This is a genomic window from Flavihumibacter fluminis, from assembly GCF_021491375.1.
In the GTDB taxonomy this organism is placed as follows: domain Bacteria; phylum Bacteroidota; class Bacteroidia; order Chitinophagales; family Chitinophagaceae; genus Flavihumibacter; species Flavihumibacter fluminis.
This window is the reverse complement of the sequence record NZ_JAKEVY010000001.1, coordinates 195974-211750: the sequence shown is the minus strand read 5'-3', so window position 1 is coordinate 211750 and position 15777 is coordinate 195974. Positions and strand designations below refer to the sequence as shown.

The following is a 15777-nucleotide window of genomic DNA, read 5'->3' as shown; positions in this document are numbered from 1 at the left end:
TCAGGCTGTGATTTCTACAGTAGCACCAATGCCTCTTTCAGTAATGGCATCACACATGGTTTTCAATTCTTCGTATTCACCATTTTTCACTGCGTATTTGCCTTTGGTATGAATAAAAAGGGCACACTGTTCGGCCTGCTCAGGTGTATGGCCACATACCGAAATAAGGGTTTCAATCACCCAGTCGAAGGTGTTTACTTCATCGTTCCATACAATCAGCTGGTAGGGCGTTCCGGTATCTGTTAATACATCCACTTCTACCTGGAACTCATGTTCCTGACCTTCTTTGTAATTGAACATAAATCGATTCTTTACTGTAAAAATAAAAAAGCCCCGCAAAAATGCGAGGCTTCTTTTGTGGGAGCACACGGATTCGAACCGCGGACCCTCTGCTTGTAAGGCAGATGCTCTGAACCAGCTGAGCTATGCTCCCGAAAGGGAAGTGGAAGCACACGGATTCGAACCGCGGACCCTCTGCTTGTAAGGCAGATGCTCTGAACCAGCTGAGCTATGCTTCCTTCTGAAAAGATCAACCCGTCGTTTAACGGGATTGCAAAGATAAGGGCTGAATGATTTCCGCAAAATTTTTTTCGCAGTTTTTATAAAATCAAAGCGACCATTCCACCAATTGATTCACCCATTCCTCCCGATACGGTGTTGATATGCGGATATAATTATCTGTGTATCCTTCCATCATTCCATTTTTTGCATGCCCCTCGAACAACACTTTTCTTTTTTGTCCGATGAACTGCTGCTGGAAATATTGCTGCTTCATGTAACTCAGGTTGCGCAGGGTTTTATTCCGTTCATTGCGCACCTGCACAGGCACCACCGGTTTTATATCCAATGCAACTGTATTGGGCCTTTCTGAATAGGTAAATACATGCAGGTAACTTACTTCCAGTTCATGCAGGAAATCAAATGTTTCCTGAAACTCGCTTTCTGTTTCTCCCGGAAACCCAACAATCACATCCACCCCAATCGATGCAGCTGGCATCAGGGTCTTGATTCGCTGCACACGGTCTGCATACAACTCCCGCTTATAACGCCTACGCATAAGTGCTAACAAGGTATTGCTGCCACTTTGCAGGGGTATATGAAAATGCGGCATAAACTTTTTACTGCCTGCCACAAATTCAATGATCTCATTGGTCAGCAGATTCGGCTCAATGGAGGAGATTCTGTACCGTTCAATTCCTTCTACTTCATCCAGCACCCGAACCAGTTCATAAAAACTTTCTTCGTGTTTTTTATTGCCATCCGGTCCTTTTCCAAAATCACCCAGGTTCACACCTGTTAACACGATTTCTTTCACTCCTTCCGATGCAATCTTCTTTGCATTTTCCAATACATTCTGAATCGAATCACTCCTGCTTTTTCCTCTTGCCATGGGTATGGTACAGAAAGAACAACTGTAATCACATCCATCCTGCACTTTCAAAAAGGTCCTCGTGCGATCATTGACCGACCAGGAGGCATTGAATCCACTTACTTCCTCTATATCACAACTGCAGATTTTTGCCTGATCAGATTTAGTGAGCGCTTCTAAGTGCTGCGCAATATTGAATTTCTCAGCTGCTCCCAAAACCAAATCCACCCCGGGTATCTGTGCAATTTCTTTTGGCTTTAACTGTGCATAACAGCCTGTAATCACAACCATGCTCTCTGGCGCCCTGCGCTGGATCCGGCGCACCAACTGGCGACATTCCTTATCCGCATTATCCGTTACAGAACAGGTATTGATCACATACACGTCGGCCGCCTCATCAAAGTTTTTTTTGACAAAGCCTTCCTTCTCCATCAACCGGCTGATCGCTGAGGTCTCTGAAAAATTAAGTTTACACCCGAGTGTATGAAATGCCACTGATCTTTTTTCGGCCATAGGGCCGCAAAGATACGTAGATTTGGCCCCATGCGGAAAGCCCCGATCCTTTATTTCCTCCTTGTTTTACTGCTGCTGGCCGGCTGGTTCCTCACCCGGACAAACAACTCACAACCCACTGAAAATAACCGCTTTGCGGATAAGGTTTCCAAACTGGTTTATACCAAACATGGCCGTTGCCGGATGGATTGCCGCCAGATCACAGAAGCTGAAGTGAAGGAAATCATCCTACAGGGCAGGATCAACCAACAGAAATCAGACCCTGCTGATAAACCTTGTCCCACTTACGCCATTGAAGGTTATTCCAGCCAGGATAACCAACATATCCGCGTAGTAGTGGCCGATTGTCAGTCTGCGCTCAAACTGGTTACCTGCATCGACCTGGATAAAGATCACCGCTGTTCCTGTTATTAATGCCTGAACCCCATGCTTAAAAAGATCCTGCAAACCATTTATAGTGTCTACGGTTTTTTGCTTTTTGTTATCCTCCTGCTCTTGTTGCTGCCCCTGTTTTTTATTGCTTCCCTTTTGGGAGAGATCAAGGGCGGGAATATGATTTATAAAGTCTGCAGCTGGTGGGCTGATGCCTGGCTTTTCCTCATCGGTATTCATACCAAAATCATTCATGAACAACAACAATCAGAAATTCGCCCCTGCATTTTTGTAGCCAATCATATTTCCTATATGGATATCCCGATGATTGTTAAAATCCTCCGGGAACCTATCCGGGTATTGGGTAAACAGGAGATGGCAGGCATCCCTATTTTCGGTTTCGTTTATAGGAACGCGGTAGTCATGGTTAACCGAAAAAATCCCGAACAAAGACAGAAATCAGTAAATCGATTAAAAGCAGTGCTGCGCCAGGGCATCTCCATTTTTATTTTTCCGGAAGGTACTTTTAATGAAACCGATGCTCCCCTCAAATCCTTCTACGATGGAGCTTTTCGCATCGCCCTGGAAACCAACACACCCATCCAGCCCCTGATCTTTCCGGATACCGTGAAAAGACTGCATCATAAGTCGGTGTTTTCCCTGAGTCCGGGTAAATGCCGCGCTGTATATTTGCCCATGGTTGATGTAAGTGCCTACTCACAACAAGACCAGGAAGCGTTGAAGCAGGCTGTGTACAACCAGATGGAAGCAGGTTTGCTTCGTTATACCAATAATGCTAGCTAGTGGATTCTCTTTTCACAGACATAGATCCTTCCTCCACACCCACGCACTTCGTTGAGGTGCTGATTCCGCTTGCCCTGCCCAAAAACTTTACCTGGAAAGTGCCGCCGGAACTGGTTTCCGCAGTACAACCTGGTGTGAGGGTAGAAGTGGTGTTTGGAAAAAACAAGAAATATGCCGGCATTGTAAAAAGGGTTCACCAGGAAGCGCCTGCCTCCTTTGACCCCAAACCCATCCTGAATGTACTGGATGATGCGCCCATTGTATTTCTACAAGAACTGGCTTTCTGGGAATGGATCGCGGACTATTATATGTGCTCCGAAGGAGAAGTAATGCAGGCCGCCTTGCCCACGCATTTCAAACTCAGCAGTGAAACCATCCTGCTCTTTAATGAAACCATCGGAGAGGACTTCTCCCACCTGGACCTGGATGATGAAGAATTCCTCGTAGCCGAAGCCCTGCTGCTGCGCAAGGAATTAAAACTGCTGGAAGTTCAGCAAATTCTGGATGCCACTCATGTGTATCCCGTTATCAAACGCCTGCTCGAAAAACAGGTTTGTTTTGTGTGGGAAGAACTCAAACATACCTACAAAGAAAAGAAAGAAACCTATGTTCACCTGCAGCCTCAATTCCAGCAGGAAGAACAACTGGCTGAACTGATGAATTCCTGGAGCCGCGCTCCCAAACAACTGGAACTCCTGCTTGCCTATCTCCACCTGCTGAAAACAGAAGGAGAGGTGAAGCAATCGGAACTCCTGAAAAAATCCGGAGCCAGCAGTGCACAGCTAAAGGGACTCATTGAAAAAAACGTGCTCTGGACAGAAAGCCGGTCCGTAGACAGACTCGCAACTCTTCCTAAGAACATCCAGATTCCTTTTACCCTTAGCGAACAACAGGAAACCGCCCTGCATTCCATACGCGAACAGTTCAATCATAAACAGGTCTGCCTGTTAAGAGGCATAACTTCCAGCGGTAAAACCCTGCTCTACACCAAACTGATGGAAGAGATGCTGCTTCAGGGCAAACAGGTACTGTACATGCTGCCGGAGATCGCACTAACGGCCCAGGTCATACGCAGATTACAAAGTTATTTCGGCGGTTATATTGTGATCTATCACAGTAAGTTCAATTCCAGTGAACGCCTTGAACTCTGGAACAAAGTGAAATCAGGAGAAGCCAGGATTATCCTGGGGGCACGCTCCGCCATCTTCCTGCCTTTCCGGGAACTGGGACTCGTTATCTGTGATGAAGAACATGATCCTTCCTATAAACAACAGGATCCTGCCCCTCGCTACAATGCAAGAGACGCAGCCATTTATCTCGCCTCACTTTTTAATGCCCGCGTTTTGCTGGGTTCTGCCACCCCTTCTTTGGAATCCTGGTTCAATGCCATGCATGGCAAATACGGACTGGTAGAACTTTCCCAACGATACGGTGATATCCAGCTACCAGAAATCCAGCTGGTGGATACCAAACTTGTGTATACCCCGGATCGCTCCAAACCGATTATCACTCCCCAGTTGCAGGAAGCCATCGAACTGGCCATCCAGCAAAACAAACAGGTCATCCTCTTTCAAAACCGGAGAGGGTATTCGCCCTACCAGGTTTGCCAAACCTGTGGCTGGATTCCGCATTGTAAAAACTGTGATGTCTCCCTGACCTTTCATAAAATTCAAAACAAACTGGTCTGCCACTATTGCGGTACTTCTTATCCAACGGTTTCGGTTTGCGAAGCCTGTGGCAATCACCAGTTCACCCAGCAGAATTTTGGCACCGAACGTATTGAAGAAACATTACAGGAACTTTTTCCCAAAGCAAGAATTGCAAGAATGGATGTAGATGCCGTCAAGGGCAAACATGCGCATGATGCACTCATCCAGCTTTTCGAACAACACCGACTCGATATCCTGGTTGGCACCCAAATGGTAGTGAAAGGATTGGATTTCGATAAGGTGGCCCTGGTAGGTATCCTGGATGCAGATGCCATCCTCGGTTTTGCTGATTTCCGCGTTAATGAAAGAGGTTTCCAGTTAATGGAACAGGTGAGTGGGAGAGCTGGCAGAAAGGGCGCGCAGGGTTTGGTGCTGATCCAGGTACGTAACCTGCAGCATCCTGTTTTATTGCTGGTTCAGCAACACGATTACAAAGCCTTTGCGGAATTTGAACTGAACAACCGCCATCAGTTTGGATATCCACCTTTCAGTCGCATGATCCAGCTCAGCTTCCGGCACAAAGATCAAAATACAGTCAGACAGGCTGCCCACCAAATGGCCAACTGGCTCAACCCTCATTTTGGACAGTACCTCGTTGGCCCTGCTGCCCCGGTTGTAAACCGTGTACGCAATCAATATCGCATGGAACTGGTGATCAAATTACCCAAGGAAGCGGGATTGCTGCAACACTGCAAGGAACAGATTGAACTCTTAACTGCACACCTGCACCAGCAGCCTCCGTTTAAATCGGTTACCGTTATTCCGGATGTAGATCCTTTGTAAAGTTCAGGATGCTTTCATACTCGTGAATGAATATTCCCTTACCACCAGACTTGGCCGACTCCAGCATAGCCAATGCTACTACCGATGCATTGATGGGTTTGTATTTCTTCCAGCTTCCTACCATAAAAAGAGAATATACCGGCGCCAACACCTGCGCTATTTTTTCCCCCAGTCTGTTCTCCTTTCGTTGGCCCAATAGCAAAGAGGGCCGGAAGATATGTACCTGGGGAATCATCAGCCTGGAAACAGCTTCCTCTACCACTCCCTTTAACTTGAGGTAAAAATTATTGTTGTTATTGGCATCTGCCCCTATAGAAGAAACCAGGATGAATCCATACACGCCCGATTCCGCAGCCACTGTAGCCGCCGTCACCGGGATATCATAATCTACTTTACGATATGCCTCCCGATCTCCTTTCACTTTTTTCAGGGTAGTCCCCACCGCACAAAAGATGGTCTCGGCTCCCTGGATCGCAGGCCGGTACTCCGCCACCACACTGAAATCTATCACATGCTCCACCAGTTTGGGATGCTGCTGGTTGAGCGACCTGCGAACCAGCAAATGCACTTCCGAATAATAAGGGTCTTCCAGCAGGAGCTGCAAAAGATGTTGGCCAATTAATCCGGTTGCTCCTAACAAACAGGCTTTTCTGCTCATACCTTTGGTGTATTATTGTTATATGAAAGTCCTTGAAAACAGTTCGCTGAAACCATACAATACCTTCGGAATCGATGCCAGCGCCCGGTGGCTCGCGTCCTTTGAAGATACCGAAAGCCTGGAAGAAATCCTTCATGCGGTTCAACAAACTCCGGTCTCCCAACAGTCCTTACTGGTACTGGGAGGTGGCAGCAATATTCTCTTCACCAATAACTGGCCGGGCTGGGTGCTGCGCAATGAGATCCGAGGCATTGAGGAAGTACACGAAGATGCTGAATATGTTTACATCAAGGCAGGAGCAGGGGAGAACTGGCACGAGTTTACGCAGTATTGCATTAACAAAGGCTGGGCGGGACTGGAAAACCTTTCCCTCATTCCGGGTAAAGTGGGAGCTTCTCCCATGCAGAATATCGGCGCTTATGGTGTGGAGTTGAGAGATGTGTTCTGGGATCTCGAAGCCTATCACAAACAGGATAAAGCAGTTCATACGTTCACTGCATTGGATTGCGAATTTGGATACCGTGATAGTGTTTTTAAAAACCGCTACCGCGATCAGTTCATTATCTTGTCTGTCACCTTTCGCTTACGCAAACATCCCATCTTTCACCTGGAATACGGAGCCATCAAACAGGAACTGGAAAAAATGGGCGCACACGAAGTTGCCATTCAGCGGGTAGCCCAGGCCGTTATGAATATCCGGCGTTCCAAATTACCCGATCCGGCACAGATCGGCAATGCAGGTTCCTTCTTCAAAAACCCTGTGATCAGCCAGGAAAAATATGAAGAATTAAGAGGCCATTACCCCCAAATCGTTTCCTATCCCGCTAAAGAGGGCTTTGTAAAACTGGCGGCCGGCTGGTTGATTGAACAATGTGGCTGGAAAGGTTATCGTAAAGGGGATGCCGGTTGTCATGAGAAGCAAGCCCTGGTACTCGTAAATCATGGTGCGGCCAAAGGTGATGAAATATTTACCCTCAGCCAGGAAATCCTGGAAAGCGTACAATTCAAGTTCGGTGTTACCCTCGAAAGAGAAGTAAATATAATTTAAACCGCATGCAGCAGTCAAACAGGTTCTTTGGTCAATCAAAGAAAAACGATGAGAACCTGCCTTATCCTTTTCGCTTTTTTAATGGGAAGCCTTGCCCTGCAAGCCCAGGACCGCATTTACAAAAAAGATGGTAAGATTATAGCCGCTAAGGTTACAGAAGTAGGTGTAGACGAAGTTAAATACCTGCTGGAAGAAGATCCAACCGGACCAGTGTATGCCATTGAAAAAATCCAACTGATAAAGATTGTTTTTGCCAACGGCAGGGTAGAGTCCTATCACCAGCAATTGAAAGATCCCTCCCTCTATGCGGATCAGAAAAAATCCGCCCTCAAACTGAATTTTCTCTCCCCGCTTTTTGGTCACACTTTACTGACCTATGAAAAAAGCCAGGCACCTGGGCGCTCCATTGAAATGAGTTTGTCTTTAATTGGTCTTGGTAAAAATATTTCCTTCGATGATTATTACTATGATCCTGTTACCGGTCTAAGTATGGAATACCGCCGCGGTGCAGTTGGTGCTGCAGTCGGATTTGGTTACAAATTCATCAAAACTCCGGATTTCCTCAACCGTAACATTCGCTACGCGCATATTCTTCAGGGTTCCTATTTCAAACCGGTTGCCTATCTCGGAACATACAGTGAAAACATTATTGTCCAGAAAAACAACAGTGTTGAAAAAGATCGCCGCACACTTGTTTATGGCACTTTGATGATGGAATTTGGCAAACAGTGGGTAGTTGCTGACCGGGTTGTGCTGGATATGTTTTTTGGTGTTGGTTATGGGTTTGACAATGTCAATGACAACGGCAGCTACAACTCCTACGCAGATGAATATGCTGCGTACCATTATACCAATATCAAGCTTGGAAAAGCCCCGGCATTGGCACTCAACACCGGGTTCCGGATTGGTATCTTACTAGGTCAGGAGAAATCTTCACTGTCCAGTTCATCATCACGATAAGATCCACTTCCCAGGTTCACCATGGAACCAATCAGATCCTTGAATTCTATTTTGTTTTCAATGATCTTTTTGCTGATGAGTGAATAGGCAGATAATCCGTGTAATACAAATTCCATCAGTAAGGCGCTTTCTTTTTCATTCGCCTTGGGATAGAATTTTTTCACCAGTGCATGCAGCCCGTCTACTGCGTATAACCGTAACAGTTTGTCTGCATCTTTCTGTTGGAAAAACAGATCCAGCTGGTTACCATTATCAAACCAGCGCGTTATAGCTTTATACGGATTCTCTTCCTCTTTCATGGATTCCTTGCCAGTATTCCTTCTCTTCTTCATTGTTTCCGGGTTAGGGAAATACTGAACAAATAGGGTACGGATGGATTTATCCAATAAGTTCATTGCCACCTGGAAGGGACCTTCCTGCTCTCCTTCATACACCAGTTCGATTTTTCCGGTGAGCGAGGGAATGATGCCCAGCAAGTCACTCATCCAGACCTGCGTCTTTTTCTCCTGGTTCACCAGGGCTCTTAATTCAGCAGCACTGATCGCGTTTTCAAAGGCACTGATGGTGAGTCGTGCTGACACCCCGCTTTTTTTATCTACATACTCATTGTTCCTTGCTTCAAATGCCACCTGCTCAATGATCCGCTTTACCATATCACTGATCTCCACTTTCTTCAGTTGCTCTTCTTTCACGTCCGCTTCCTGCTCTGTAATGGCCATGGAAGTTTCGATGGATTTCGGATAGTGGGTCAGGATCTGGCTTTCAATCCGGTCTTTCAAGGGGGTTACAATAGAGCCCCTGTTCGTATAGTCCTCTGGGTTAGCTGTGAATACAAATACGATATCCAGTGGCATACGCAGTTTAAATCCACGTATCTGAATATCTCCTTCTTCCAGGATGTTAAAGAGCGCTACCTGGATTCTTGCCTGCAGATCCGGGATTTCATTGATCACAAAAATGCCCCGGTTGCTCCTGGGAATGATACCATAATGGATCACCTGTTCATCCGCGAAATTGAGTCGCAGGTTAGCAGCTTTAATCGGATCAATATCTCCAATCAGGTCGGCTACACTTACATCTGGCGTGGCCAGTTTCTCACCATACCGCTCAGAGCGATGCACCCAGTGAATCGGAGTTTCATCACCATGCTGCGCGATCAGATCCTTTGCATGTTTGGAGATGGGCGCGAATGGATCATCATTGATTTCAGATCCCGCAATGGTGGGTATGTATTCATCCAGCAGGTTCACCATCTGCCGCGCCATCCGGGTTTTGGCCTGTCCGCGTAAGCCCAGGAACAGGATATTATGGCGACTCAACAATGCTCTCTCCGTATCCGGTATTACCGTATCCTCATAACCGATAATGCCTTCAAATGGCTGTGTACCCGCCTGGATATGTTTGATCAGGTTCTCCCTGATCTCCTCCTTCACCGACCTCGCCTTATACCCCGACTTCCTCAATTCTCCTAATGTTGCTATGCTTGTAATATTTTTCATCTTTCCTTAATTCAATGTTCTTGATTGCTCTTTTTTTACTTCTTAATTCTCACTTCATACTTCTCACTTCAAGATGCTTCTCTTCCCACTCTCAAAATCCTTAAATAAAAACGCTCCCAAATGATCCAGCGAAGCAAAAAACGCTTTCCCCTGGTTGGTTTCTGTAAACTCATTGACAAAACGCTGTAAATAAGGATCCGAAGCAATCATAAATGTGGTGATCGGAATTTTCAATTTCTTACACTGCGCAGCCAGGTTCAGACAGCGAGTTGTAATCTTTCTGTCCAACCCAAAGCTGTTCTTATAATAACGCCTGCCCACCTTCAAACAGGTTGGCTTACCATCTGTGATCATAAAGATCTGCTTATTCGGATTTCTTCTGCGTCGCAATAGATCCATCGCCAGTTCCAATCCAGCTACTGTATTGGTATGATAGGGTCCCACCTGCAGATAGGGCAGGTCCTTGATCTCTACCGGCCAGGCATCATTTCCAAACACCACAATATCCAGGGTGTCTTTAGGATACCTCGTAGTTATGAGCTCGCTGAGTGCCATCGCCACTTTTTTAGCAGGCGTAATGCGATCCTCTCCATACAATATCATAGAGTGCGAGATATCAATCATCAGCACCGTAGAGGTCTGTGTTTTGAAATCCGTTTCGCGGATCTGCAGGTCATCCTCCCTCATCTGGAAAGATTCCACCCCGTGATTGATCTGGGCATTGCGGATGCTTTCTGTGAAATCGATTTGCTCCAGCATATCGCCAAACTGGAAGGGGCGGGTATCCGGACTCACTTCATCTCCTGCACCGGTTTTGAAACTGTTGTGATTGCCCTGTCGCGTTTTCTTCAGCTTACCAAAGATTTCTTCCAGTGATTTCTTGCGAATTCCCTGTTCTGTTTTAGGCGTGATTTTGATATTGCCATTCGCGGGGTCTTCATCGATATATCCTTTCGCTTTCAGGTCCTCAATAAAATCACCCATTCCATATTCTTCACTTGTGAGTTCGTATTGCCGGTCGAGTTGATTGAGCCATTGCAATGCTTCGCCTACATCACCACTGGTATAGGTCAACAGCTCCAGAAATAATTTTAAGAGTGTGTCGAAGGTAGTTTTGCCTTGTTCGTCAGGTCGGAACCCACTAAACTTAAATCCTTTCATAGTTATCTGATCTCCTCCAGTATAAATTACAACTTATAACCTAAAAAGTTAGCAAAGCCGTCTAAAAAAGAAAGCCGCCCAAATCCAGGCGGCCTTCGTATGCAAAGATAGTTGTATGTATTACTTTGAACTGTCCTGCGGCTGTCCAATTGTACCACCAGATTCAATGGATGGCTGAACAGTAGAACCCTGTTTGTAATTGTTCTCCAGCATTTGCAGCATCTGAACCAGTTGCTGTGTACCGGCAATCTCATTACGCATGCTTTCCTGTTTGCGATCCGGCAATTGTGCATAGTATTTCAACTGCTGATCGAAATCCCTGTGCAGCGCCTTGGATACTTTATCAGCAAGTGCTGTATGTCCGGCTTTGTAGGCCGCTTCCAGGAAACGGAAGGTGAAATAGTTGTGCTGATTGCTTCTGCTTGGCATAGCATAAGGCATATTTTCCAGCAGAATTCCCTTATCCGCCATATCCAGCAACTGCTTGGCTTCGTCTTTGCGGTTGGCATCTGCCAATGCACCTGCTCCATCTGCATATGCAGCACGGATGGTATTCAAATGGCGACGGTTTTCTTCATCAAAATACACCCCGGCAATATCCGCGCTTCCAAATCCAAACTTGTTCTTCAACTTGTCTACCATCCAATCGGTATTGAAACCGGTATTGTTGGAGATCGGCACCAGTCGATAGGTCAATCCATCCTTGCGCATGAAATTACCAAAGCCCAGCTCAGAAGCTGTATACGGTGCTGTAAAACAGATCGGGCGCTTCCATTTGTTCGCAGCAATGATATTCAGGATAGCCAGGTCATTTTTCAGCAGGGTATTCTTGTTCTCGGGAATAATCACCGGTACTGCTGTTACCACACTGTCGCCCGGATTCACAGTTCCATTGGAACGTACCACCTGCTCATCCACCGGTAATACATATTTCTTGGCAGGCAGGTAATTGATGTTTTCTCCTCCGGTAAGGGCAACTTTGAATGCCGGATCCTCACTTCCTACCACATTCTTCATTACATCATACAGGTCGTAGAAACGCTCCTGGTTTACATCCGGACGTGGATTATAGATAACATAATCACGATTGCGGCCTCTGATCTGATCTTCTGACCAGATCACATCAATCGGATCACTTTCATTCACTTTATAGCGAAGCTGGTTGATATACCAGTCGATGCCCAACAGGCTGTTGTTGATTACCCTGATATCCGGACGAATGCCTTCCACTTCCTGGGCATACCAGAGGGGATAGGTATCGTTATCGCCATAGGTAAAGAGAATCGCGTTAGGCGGACAGCTTTCCAGGTAATCCTTCGCCAGGTCGCGGGCCAATACTTTTTTGCTACGATCATGGTCATCCCACTCCTGAAAGCCCATCAGTACAGGTACTGCCAGCAAACATACCAGGGCAGCACTCATATTTGCAATGCGCTCACCGGATTTTTTCATCAGCCACTCACGCACCTGCAATACGCCCAGGCCTATCCAGATCGCAAAGGCATAGAAGGATCCCACATAAGCATAATCCCGCTCCCTAGGCTGATTGCCCGCCTGGTTTAGGTAGAGTACAATGGCAATGCCGGTAAAGAAGAACAGCAATCCCACCACAATGAAATCTCTGCGGTTGGCGAAATACTGGTAGATCAATCCCATGATACCGAGGATCAGGGGAAGGAAGTAAAGTTTATTGTTGGCTTTGTTGTTTTTCAAGGCTTCTGGCATGGCATCCTGGTTGCCAAGGCGCCAGTTATCAATGAAGGATACACCCGAAATCCAGTTGCCATCACGCACATTGGTTGGCGTGAAGCCCTGCACATCATTTTGTTTACCGGCAAAATTCCACATGAAATAACGCCAGTACATCCAGTTCATCTGGTAACCCATAAAGAAACTGACGTTGTCGGCCATATTGGGTTTTTCACCATCTGCCAGTCCTAACCAGTCGCGGTAGAAATCCGCATGTCCCTGGTCGTTACTTGCATCCCACACACGCGGGAACAACATCTTGTCTTCATTGGCATATACCGGTTTGATATCATATCCAATGAATTCATATTTGTCTTTTCCTTTGGAATATTTCTTCTTGGTCTCCGCGTAATCCTTTGGAGAAGCGGTGAACATTTGTCCATATAAAAGAGGGAAATCACCATATTGATCACGGCCCAGGTAACCTACCAGTGAATGCGGGTTGTCCACATTGTACATATCCACTGCAGGGTTGGCATTGGAGCGAATCATGGTAGTTACATAACTGCTGTAACCCAGTAACATGAAAATCGCACACCAGATACCGAGGCGCAGGAAGTTCCAATGGTTCTTCTTCGCGGTGTAAAGACCATAATAAAATAATACACTCAGGAGTATAAAGAAGGCAATGAAACCAGAGAAGAAGGGCATACCCAGTCCGTTTACAAACTGGATATCAAACCAGCCGGCAGCTTTCACCGACCACTGGATAACTACCACCTGTACAAAACCGGTGATCAGACAGCCTACTATGAAGGCCCAGAATGTTCCCCAGGCAGTTGGCTGGTAGCGCTTGAAATAATATACCATCACAATTGCAGGGATGGTGAGGAGGTTCAGCAGGTGTACACCAATAGAGAGACCCATCATGAAAAAGATGAATACAATCCATTTATCAGATCCAGGCTGATCGGCACTGTGTTCCCATTTCAGGATGGCCCAGAATACCAGGGCAGTGAACAGGGAGGAGAGGGCATATACTTCCCCTTCCACGGCGCTGTACCAGAATGAATCAGAAAAAGTATAAGCCAGGGCACCTACAGCACCGGCGCTGATGATCGCAAAGATCTGCTGACCGGTAGGTTCAGCGTTGTTGGTTACCACCAGTTTGCGCGCAAAATGGGTGATGGTCCAGAAAAGAAAGAGAATGGTAAATCCACTGGCAAGGGCACTCATGATGTTTACCGCGATGGCAGGATTGCTGCCGCCAAAGATCACCACGAAAATGCGACCCAACAATACAAAGAGAGGAGCTCCTGGCGGGTGCGGGATCTGTAACTTATAAACGCTCGAAATAAATTCACCGGTATCCCATAAACTGGCGGTGGCTTCCATTGTCAGCAGGTACACGGTGCAGGCGATTGCGCAGATGACCCAGCCGGCAAGGTTGTTCACTTTCTTAAAATTCATACAGCATTGGTTTATACAAGGCGTGGCAAATTAAAGTAAATGCTTTTAAAAGCCGCCACGGCCCAAAAATTTGTGAAAATAGTTGTTATTGGAAGAAAATCCTGACTGTCTGGTAAAAAAGGCGGTTTTGCAGGTAGGTATTCTGGCTTTGCTCACCATAGCCCTGCAAACCAAAGAGCCCGGCTGCATTGCCTTTATTGATAGATATCTCCAGGTAACCCGCCGCATTAAAATGCGCCAGCTTTTCTCCCTCCGGCACATCTGCATAGTTATTGGAGAGGCGTTCAATGGTTTCATTGCGTTTGAAAAGGATAGTGAATCCCCTTCCTTTTCGCTGGGCTTCAAACTGCTCCCGGGTGATATTGACCACCACATTTTCGAACTGATCAATATAGATAATTTGTCCCTCGATAGTGTTTTCCTGTAGCAAAGGCTTAAGCGGATTCTTCTCCAGGTAAGGAAAATCAGGTTCTCCAATATCTGTAATTCGTTCGCCCCGGTTCAGTGCCGCGATGGCTTTGCCAAACACTTCGATGCAGTGCAGGGTATGTCCCTGTACCTGCGGATCCATCGGCAGACCGATCACCAGTTCCGGCTTTTCTTCCAGGATCATGGGCAGCAGGCCATTGTCGGCACAGAGATAATACTGGTTCTTATGATACGCCAGCAAAAGGTGACTGTTCCTGCGCTCAAAAAGATTGACCAGTATTAAGTGGTACGACAATTCAGGAAAATGACGGATGGCATTTCTGCAGATATAAGCTGCCTGCGGATAGTTGAAAGGTCGAATACCGTGACTGATATCCACCAGATTGAACGAAGGATCTATCCGTAGGAGCAACCCCTTGACTGCGCCTGCCAGGTAATCCTGGGTGCCAAAATCGGATGTGAGCGTGAGAACGGCCATGAACAGTTTACGAAGGTACTACTTCACCAGTTTGCCTTCTTTGAAAAAAAACTTGTGTGTCAGTTTATCTGCCAGTGAAGGGAAGAAACGGTTCATGAACACGGCGCGTTTACCCGTGTACGTTAGTACCAGTGTGCGTTTCTTTTTTTCCATGGCATCCAGGATATGATGGGCGCATTCTTCGGCAGTCATGAGTTTGCTCTCATCCATGGGAGAGGAGCCCTGTGCTTTGGCCTCCGCGGTGAGGGCGGCATTTCGGATATTGCTGGCTGTGAATCCGGGCGCGATCCACATCACGTGGACATTGTGATCCAGCATTTCGGTGCGCAGTGCTTCCAGCCAGCCCTGCAAGGCAAACTTGGAAGCGGAGTAGGCACTTCTGCCTGGCAGTCCGCGGTACCCGGCGATGCTGGAGATGCCGAGGATCATACCCTGGTTTTCAATCAGGCTGGGCATTGCGTATTTGGTGCAATAGACGGAACCGAAGAAATTGATCTCCATTACCTGGCGGAATACATCCAGGTCGGCATCTTTAAAAAGGGCGCGCATGGAGATACCGGCATTGTTGATCAGGATATCAATTTTGCCGAAGGTGTCAAGCGTGGACTGGATGAATTTTTTACAGTCTTCTTCTTTGCTGACATCCGCCACAACGGTGTGGAGCATCACATTGGTATATTCCATCTGCAGGTTATACAGTTTATCATAACTGCGTCCGCAGGTGGCAACTTTAGCACCGAGGGGGATGAGTTGATCAATAAGGGCTTTTCCGATTCCTTCGCTGCCACCTGTGATGGCAATCACTTTATTTTTAAAAAATTCACTCATGGGTTGA

Annotated in this window: 13 protein-coding genes and 2 tRNA genes; 5 read left to right on the top strand and 10 right to left on the bottom strand. The window is 46.7% G+C overall.

Annotated elements, in window-relative coordinates; genetic code table 11:
* The 4 genes from L0U88_RS00940 to mtaB all read right to left on the bottom strand — a co-directional run bounded on the left by L0U88_RS00940 (window position 1) and on the right by mtaB (window position 1882).
* Window positions 1-300: an ATP-dependent Clp protease adaptor ClpS gene (locus L0U88_RS00940; RefSeq protein WP_234863645.1), complete on the bottom strand. Its 300-nt coding sequence runs from the start codon at window positions 298-300 to the stop codon at window positions 1-3.
* 58 nt (window positions 301-358) lie between these two features.
* Window positions 359-433: transfer RNA gene (locus tag L0U88_RS00935), tRNA-Val, on the bottom strand.
* A gap of 10 nt (window positions 434-443) precedes the next feature.
* Window positions 444-518, bottom strand: a tRNA-Val gene (locus L0U88_RS00930).
* Window positions 519-607: 89 nt separating this feature from the next.
* The gene (gene mtaB, locus L0U88_RS00925; RefSeq protein ID WP_234863644.1) at window positions 608-1882 is read right to left on the bottom strand and encodes a tRNA (N(6)-L-threonylcarbamoyladenosine(37)-C(2))-methylthiotransferase MtaB; all 1275 of its coding nucleotides are present in this window, start codon (window positions 1880-1882) and stop codon (window positions 608-610) included.
* Between the two features lie 30 nt (window positions 1883-1912).
* On the opposite strand from mtaB, the gene L0U88_RS00920 reads away from it, so the two are divergent.
* The 3 genes from L0U88_RS00920 to priA are packed head-to-tail and all read left to right on the top strand — an operon-like array spanning window position 1913 to window position 5550.
* A complete protein-coding gene (locus L0U88_RS00920) occupies window positions 1913-2296 on the top strand; it encodes a DUF4258 domain-containing protein (RefSeq protein ID WP_234863643.1) in 384 nt (127 codons plus the stop codon).
* Between the two features lie 12 nt (window positions 2297-2308).
* Window positions 2309-3058 carry a lysophospholipid acyltransferase family protein gene (locus L0U88_RS00915; RefSeq protein WP_234863642.1) on the top strand — a complete coding sequence of 250 codons (750 nt, stop codon included), beginning with the start codon at window positions 2309-2311 and terminating at the stop codon, window positions 3056-3058.
* Window positions 3058-5550 carry a replication restart helicase PriA gene (gene priA / locus L0U88_RS00910; protein ID WP_234863641.1) on the top strand — a complete coding sequence of 831 codons (2493 nt, stop codon included), beginning with the start codon at window positions 3058-3060 and terminating at the stop codon, window positions 5548-5550. The genes L0U88_RS00915 and priA overlap by 1 nt, the downstream gene beginning before the upstream one ends.
* On the opposite strand, the gene L0U88_RS00905 is transcribed toward priA, so the two are convergent.
* On the bottom strand, window positions 5525-6208 hold the full coding sequence (locus tag L0U88_RS00905) for an NAD(P)H-binding protein (RefSeq protein ID WP_234863639.1): 684 nt from the start codon (window positions 6206-6208) through the stop codon (window positions 5525-5527). The genes priA and L0U88_RS00905 overlap by 26 nt on opposite strands.
* A gap of 22 nt (window positions 6209-6230) precedes the next feature.
* Between L0U88_RS00905 and murB the strand changes: the two genes are divergently transcribed.
* Together murB and L0U88_RS00895 are read left to right on the top strand one after the other, a co-directional pair.
* Window positions 6231-7256 carry a UDP-N-acetylmuramate dehydrogenase gene (murB, locus tag L0U88_RS00900; RefSeq protein ID WP_234863637.1) on the top strand — a complete coding sequence of 342 codons (1026 nt, stop codon included), beginning with the start codon at window positions 6231-6233 and terminating at the stop codon, window positions 7254-7256.
* A 48-nt stretch (window positions 7257-7304) separates the two neighbouring features.
* Window positions 7305-8216 carry a hypothetical protein gene (locus tag L0U88_RS00895; RefSeq protein ID WP_234863635.1) on the top strand — a complete coding sequence of 304 codons (912 nt, stop codon included), beginning with the start codon at window positions 7305-7307 and terminating at the stop codon, window positions 8214-8216.
* Here L0U88_RS00895 and L0U88_RS00890 read toward each other — a convergent pair.
* The 5 genes from L0U88_RS00890 to L0U88_RS00870 form a co-directional block, all read right to left on the bottom strand.
* Complete coding sequence (locus L0U88_RS00890) at window positions 8177-9715, bottom strand: sigma 54-interacting transcriptional regulator (protein ID WP_234863633.1); 1539 nt, start codon at window positions 9713-9715, stop codon at window positions 8177-8179. The genes L0U88_RS00895 and L0U88_RS00890 overlap by 40 nt on opposite strands.
* Window positions 9716-9778: 63 nt before the next feature.
* Window positions 9779-10876: a vWA domain-containing protein gene (locus L0U88_RS00885; RefSeq protein ID WP_234863631.1), complete on the bottom strand. Its 1098-nt coding sequence runs from the start codon at window positions 10874-10876 to the stop codon at window positions 9779-9781.
* Window positions 10877-10996: 120 nt separating this feature from the next.
* Complete coding sequence (locus L0U88_RS00880; RefSeq protein WP_234863630.1) at window positions 10997-14035, bottom strand: glycosyltransferase family 117 protein; 3039 nt, start codon at window positions 14033-14035, stop codon at window positions 10997-10999.
* Window positions 14036-14120: 85 nt separating this feature from the next.
* Window positions 14121-14942 (bottom strand): SAM hydrolase/SAM-dependent halogenase family protein, encoded by an 822-nt coding sequence (locus tag L0U88_RS00875; RefSeq protein ID WP_234863628.1) that lies wholly within the window; start codon window positions 14940-14942, stop codon window positions 14121-14123.
* 18 nt (window positions 14943-14960) lie between these two features.
* A complete protein-coding gene (locus tag L0U88_RS00870; protein WP_234863626.1) occupies window positions 14961-15770 on the bottom strand; it encodes an SDR family oxidoreductase in 810 nt (269 codons plus the stop codon).
* Window positions 15771-15777: the final 7 nt, after the last annotated feature.

What these genes read in the sequence shown, in the direction of transcription:
- L0U88_RS00895 (WP_234863635.1), top strand. Translation starts at nt 7,305, where the DNA reads ATGAGAACCTGCCTTATCCTTTTCGCTTTTTTAATGGGAAGCCTTGCC.
- L0U88_RS00870 (WP_234863626.1), bottom strand. Translation starts at nt 15,770, where the DNA reads ATGAGTGAATTTTTTAAAAATAAAGTGATTGCCATCACAGGTGGCAGC.
- L0U88_RS00880 (WP_234863630.1), bottom strand. Translation starts at nt 14,035, where the DNA reads ATGAATTTTAAGAAAGTGAACAACCTTGCCGGCTGGGTCATCTGCGCA.
- L0U88_RS00875 (WP_234863628.1), bottom strand. Translation starts at nt 14,942, where the DNA reads ATGGCCGTTCTCACGCTCACATCCGATTTTGGCACCCAGGATTACCTG.
- L0U88_RS00885 (WP_234863631.1), bottom strand. Translation starts at nt 10,876, where the DNA reads ATGAAAGGATTTAAGTTTAGTGGGTTCCGACCTGACGAACAAGGCAAA.
- L0U88_RS00915 (WP_234863642.1), top strand. Translation starts at nt 2,309, where the DNA reads ATGCTTAAAAAGATCCTGCAAACCATTTATAGTGTCTACGGTTTTTTG.
- L0U88_RS00905 (WP_234863639.1), bottom strand. Translation starts at nt 6,208, where the DNA reads ATGAGCAGAAAAGCCTGTTTGTTAGGAGCAACCGGATTAATTGGCCAA.
- L0U88_RS00890 (WP_234863633.1), bottom strand. Translation starts at nt 9,715, where the DNA reads ATGAAAAATATTACAAGCATAGCAACATTAGGAGAATTGAGGAAGTCG.
- murB (WP_234863637.1), top strand. Translation starts at nt 6,231, where the DNA reads ATGAAAGTCCTTGAAAACAGTTCGCTGAAACCATACAATACCTTCGGA.
- mtaB (WP_234863644.1), bottom strand. Translation starts at nt 1,882, where the DNA reads ATGGCCGAAAAAAGATCAGTGGCATTTCATACACTCGGGTGTAAACTT.
- L0U88_RS00940 (WP_234863645.1), bottom strand. Translation starts at nt 300, where the DNA reads ATGTTCAATTACAAAGAAGGTCAGGAACATGAGTTCCAGGTAGAAGTG.
- L0U88_RS00920 (WP_234863643.1), top strand. Translation starts at nt 1,913, where the DNA reads ATGCGGAAAGCCCCGATCCTTTATTTCCTCCTTGTTTTACTGCTGCTG.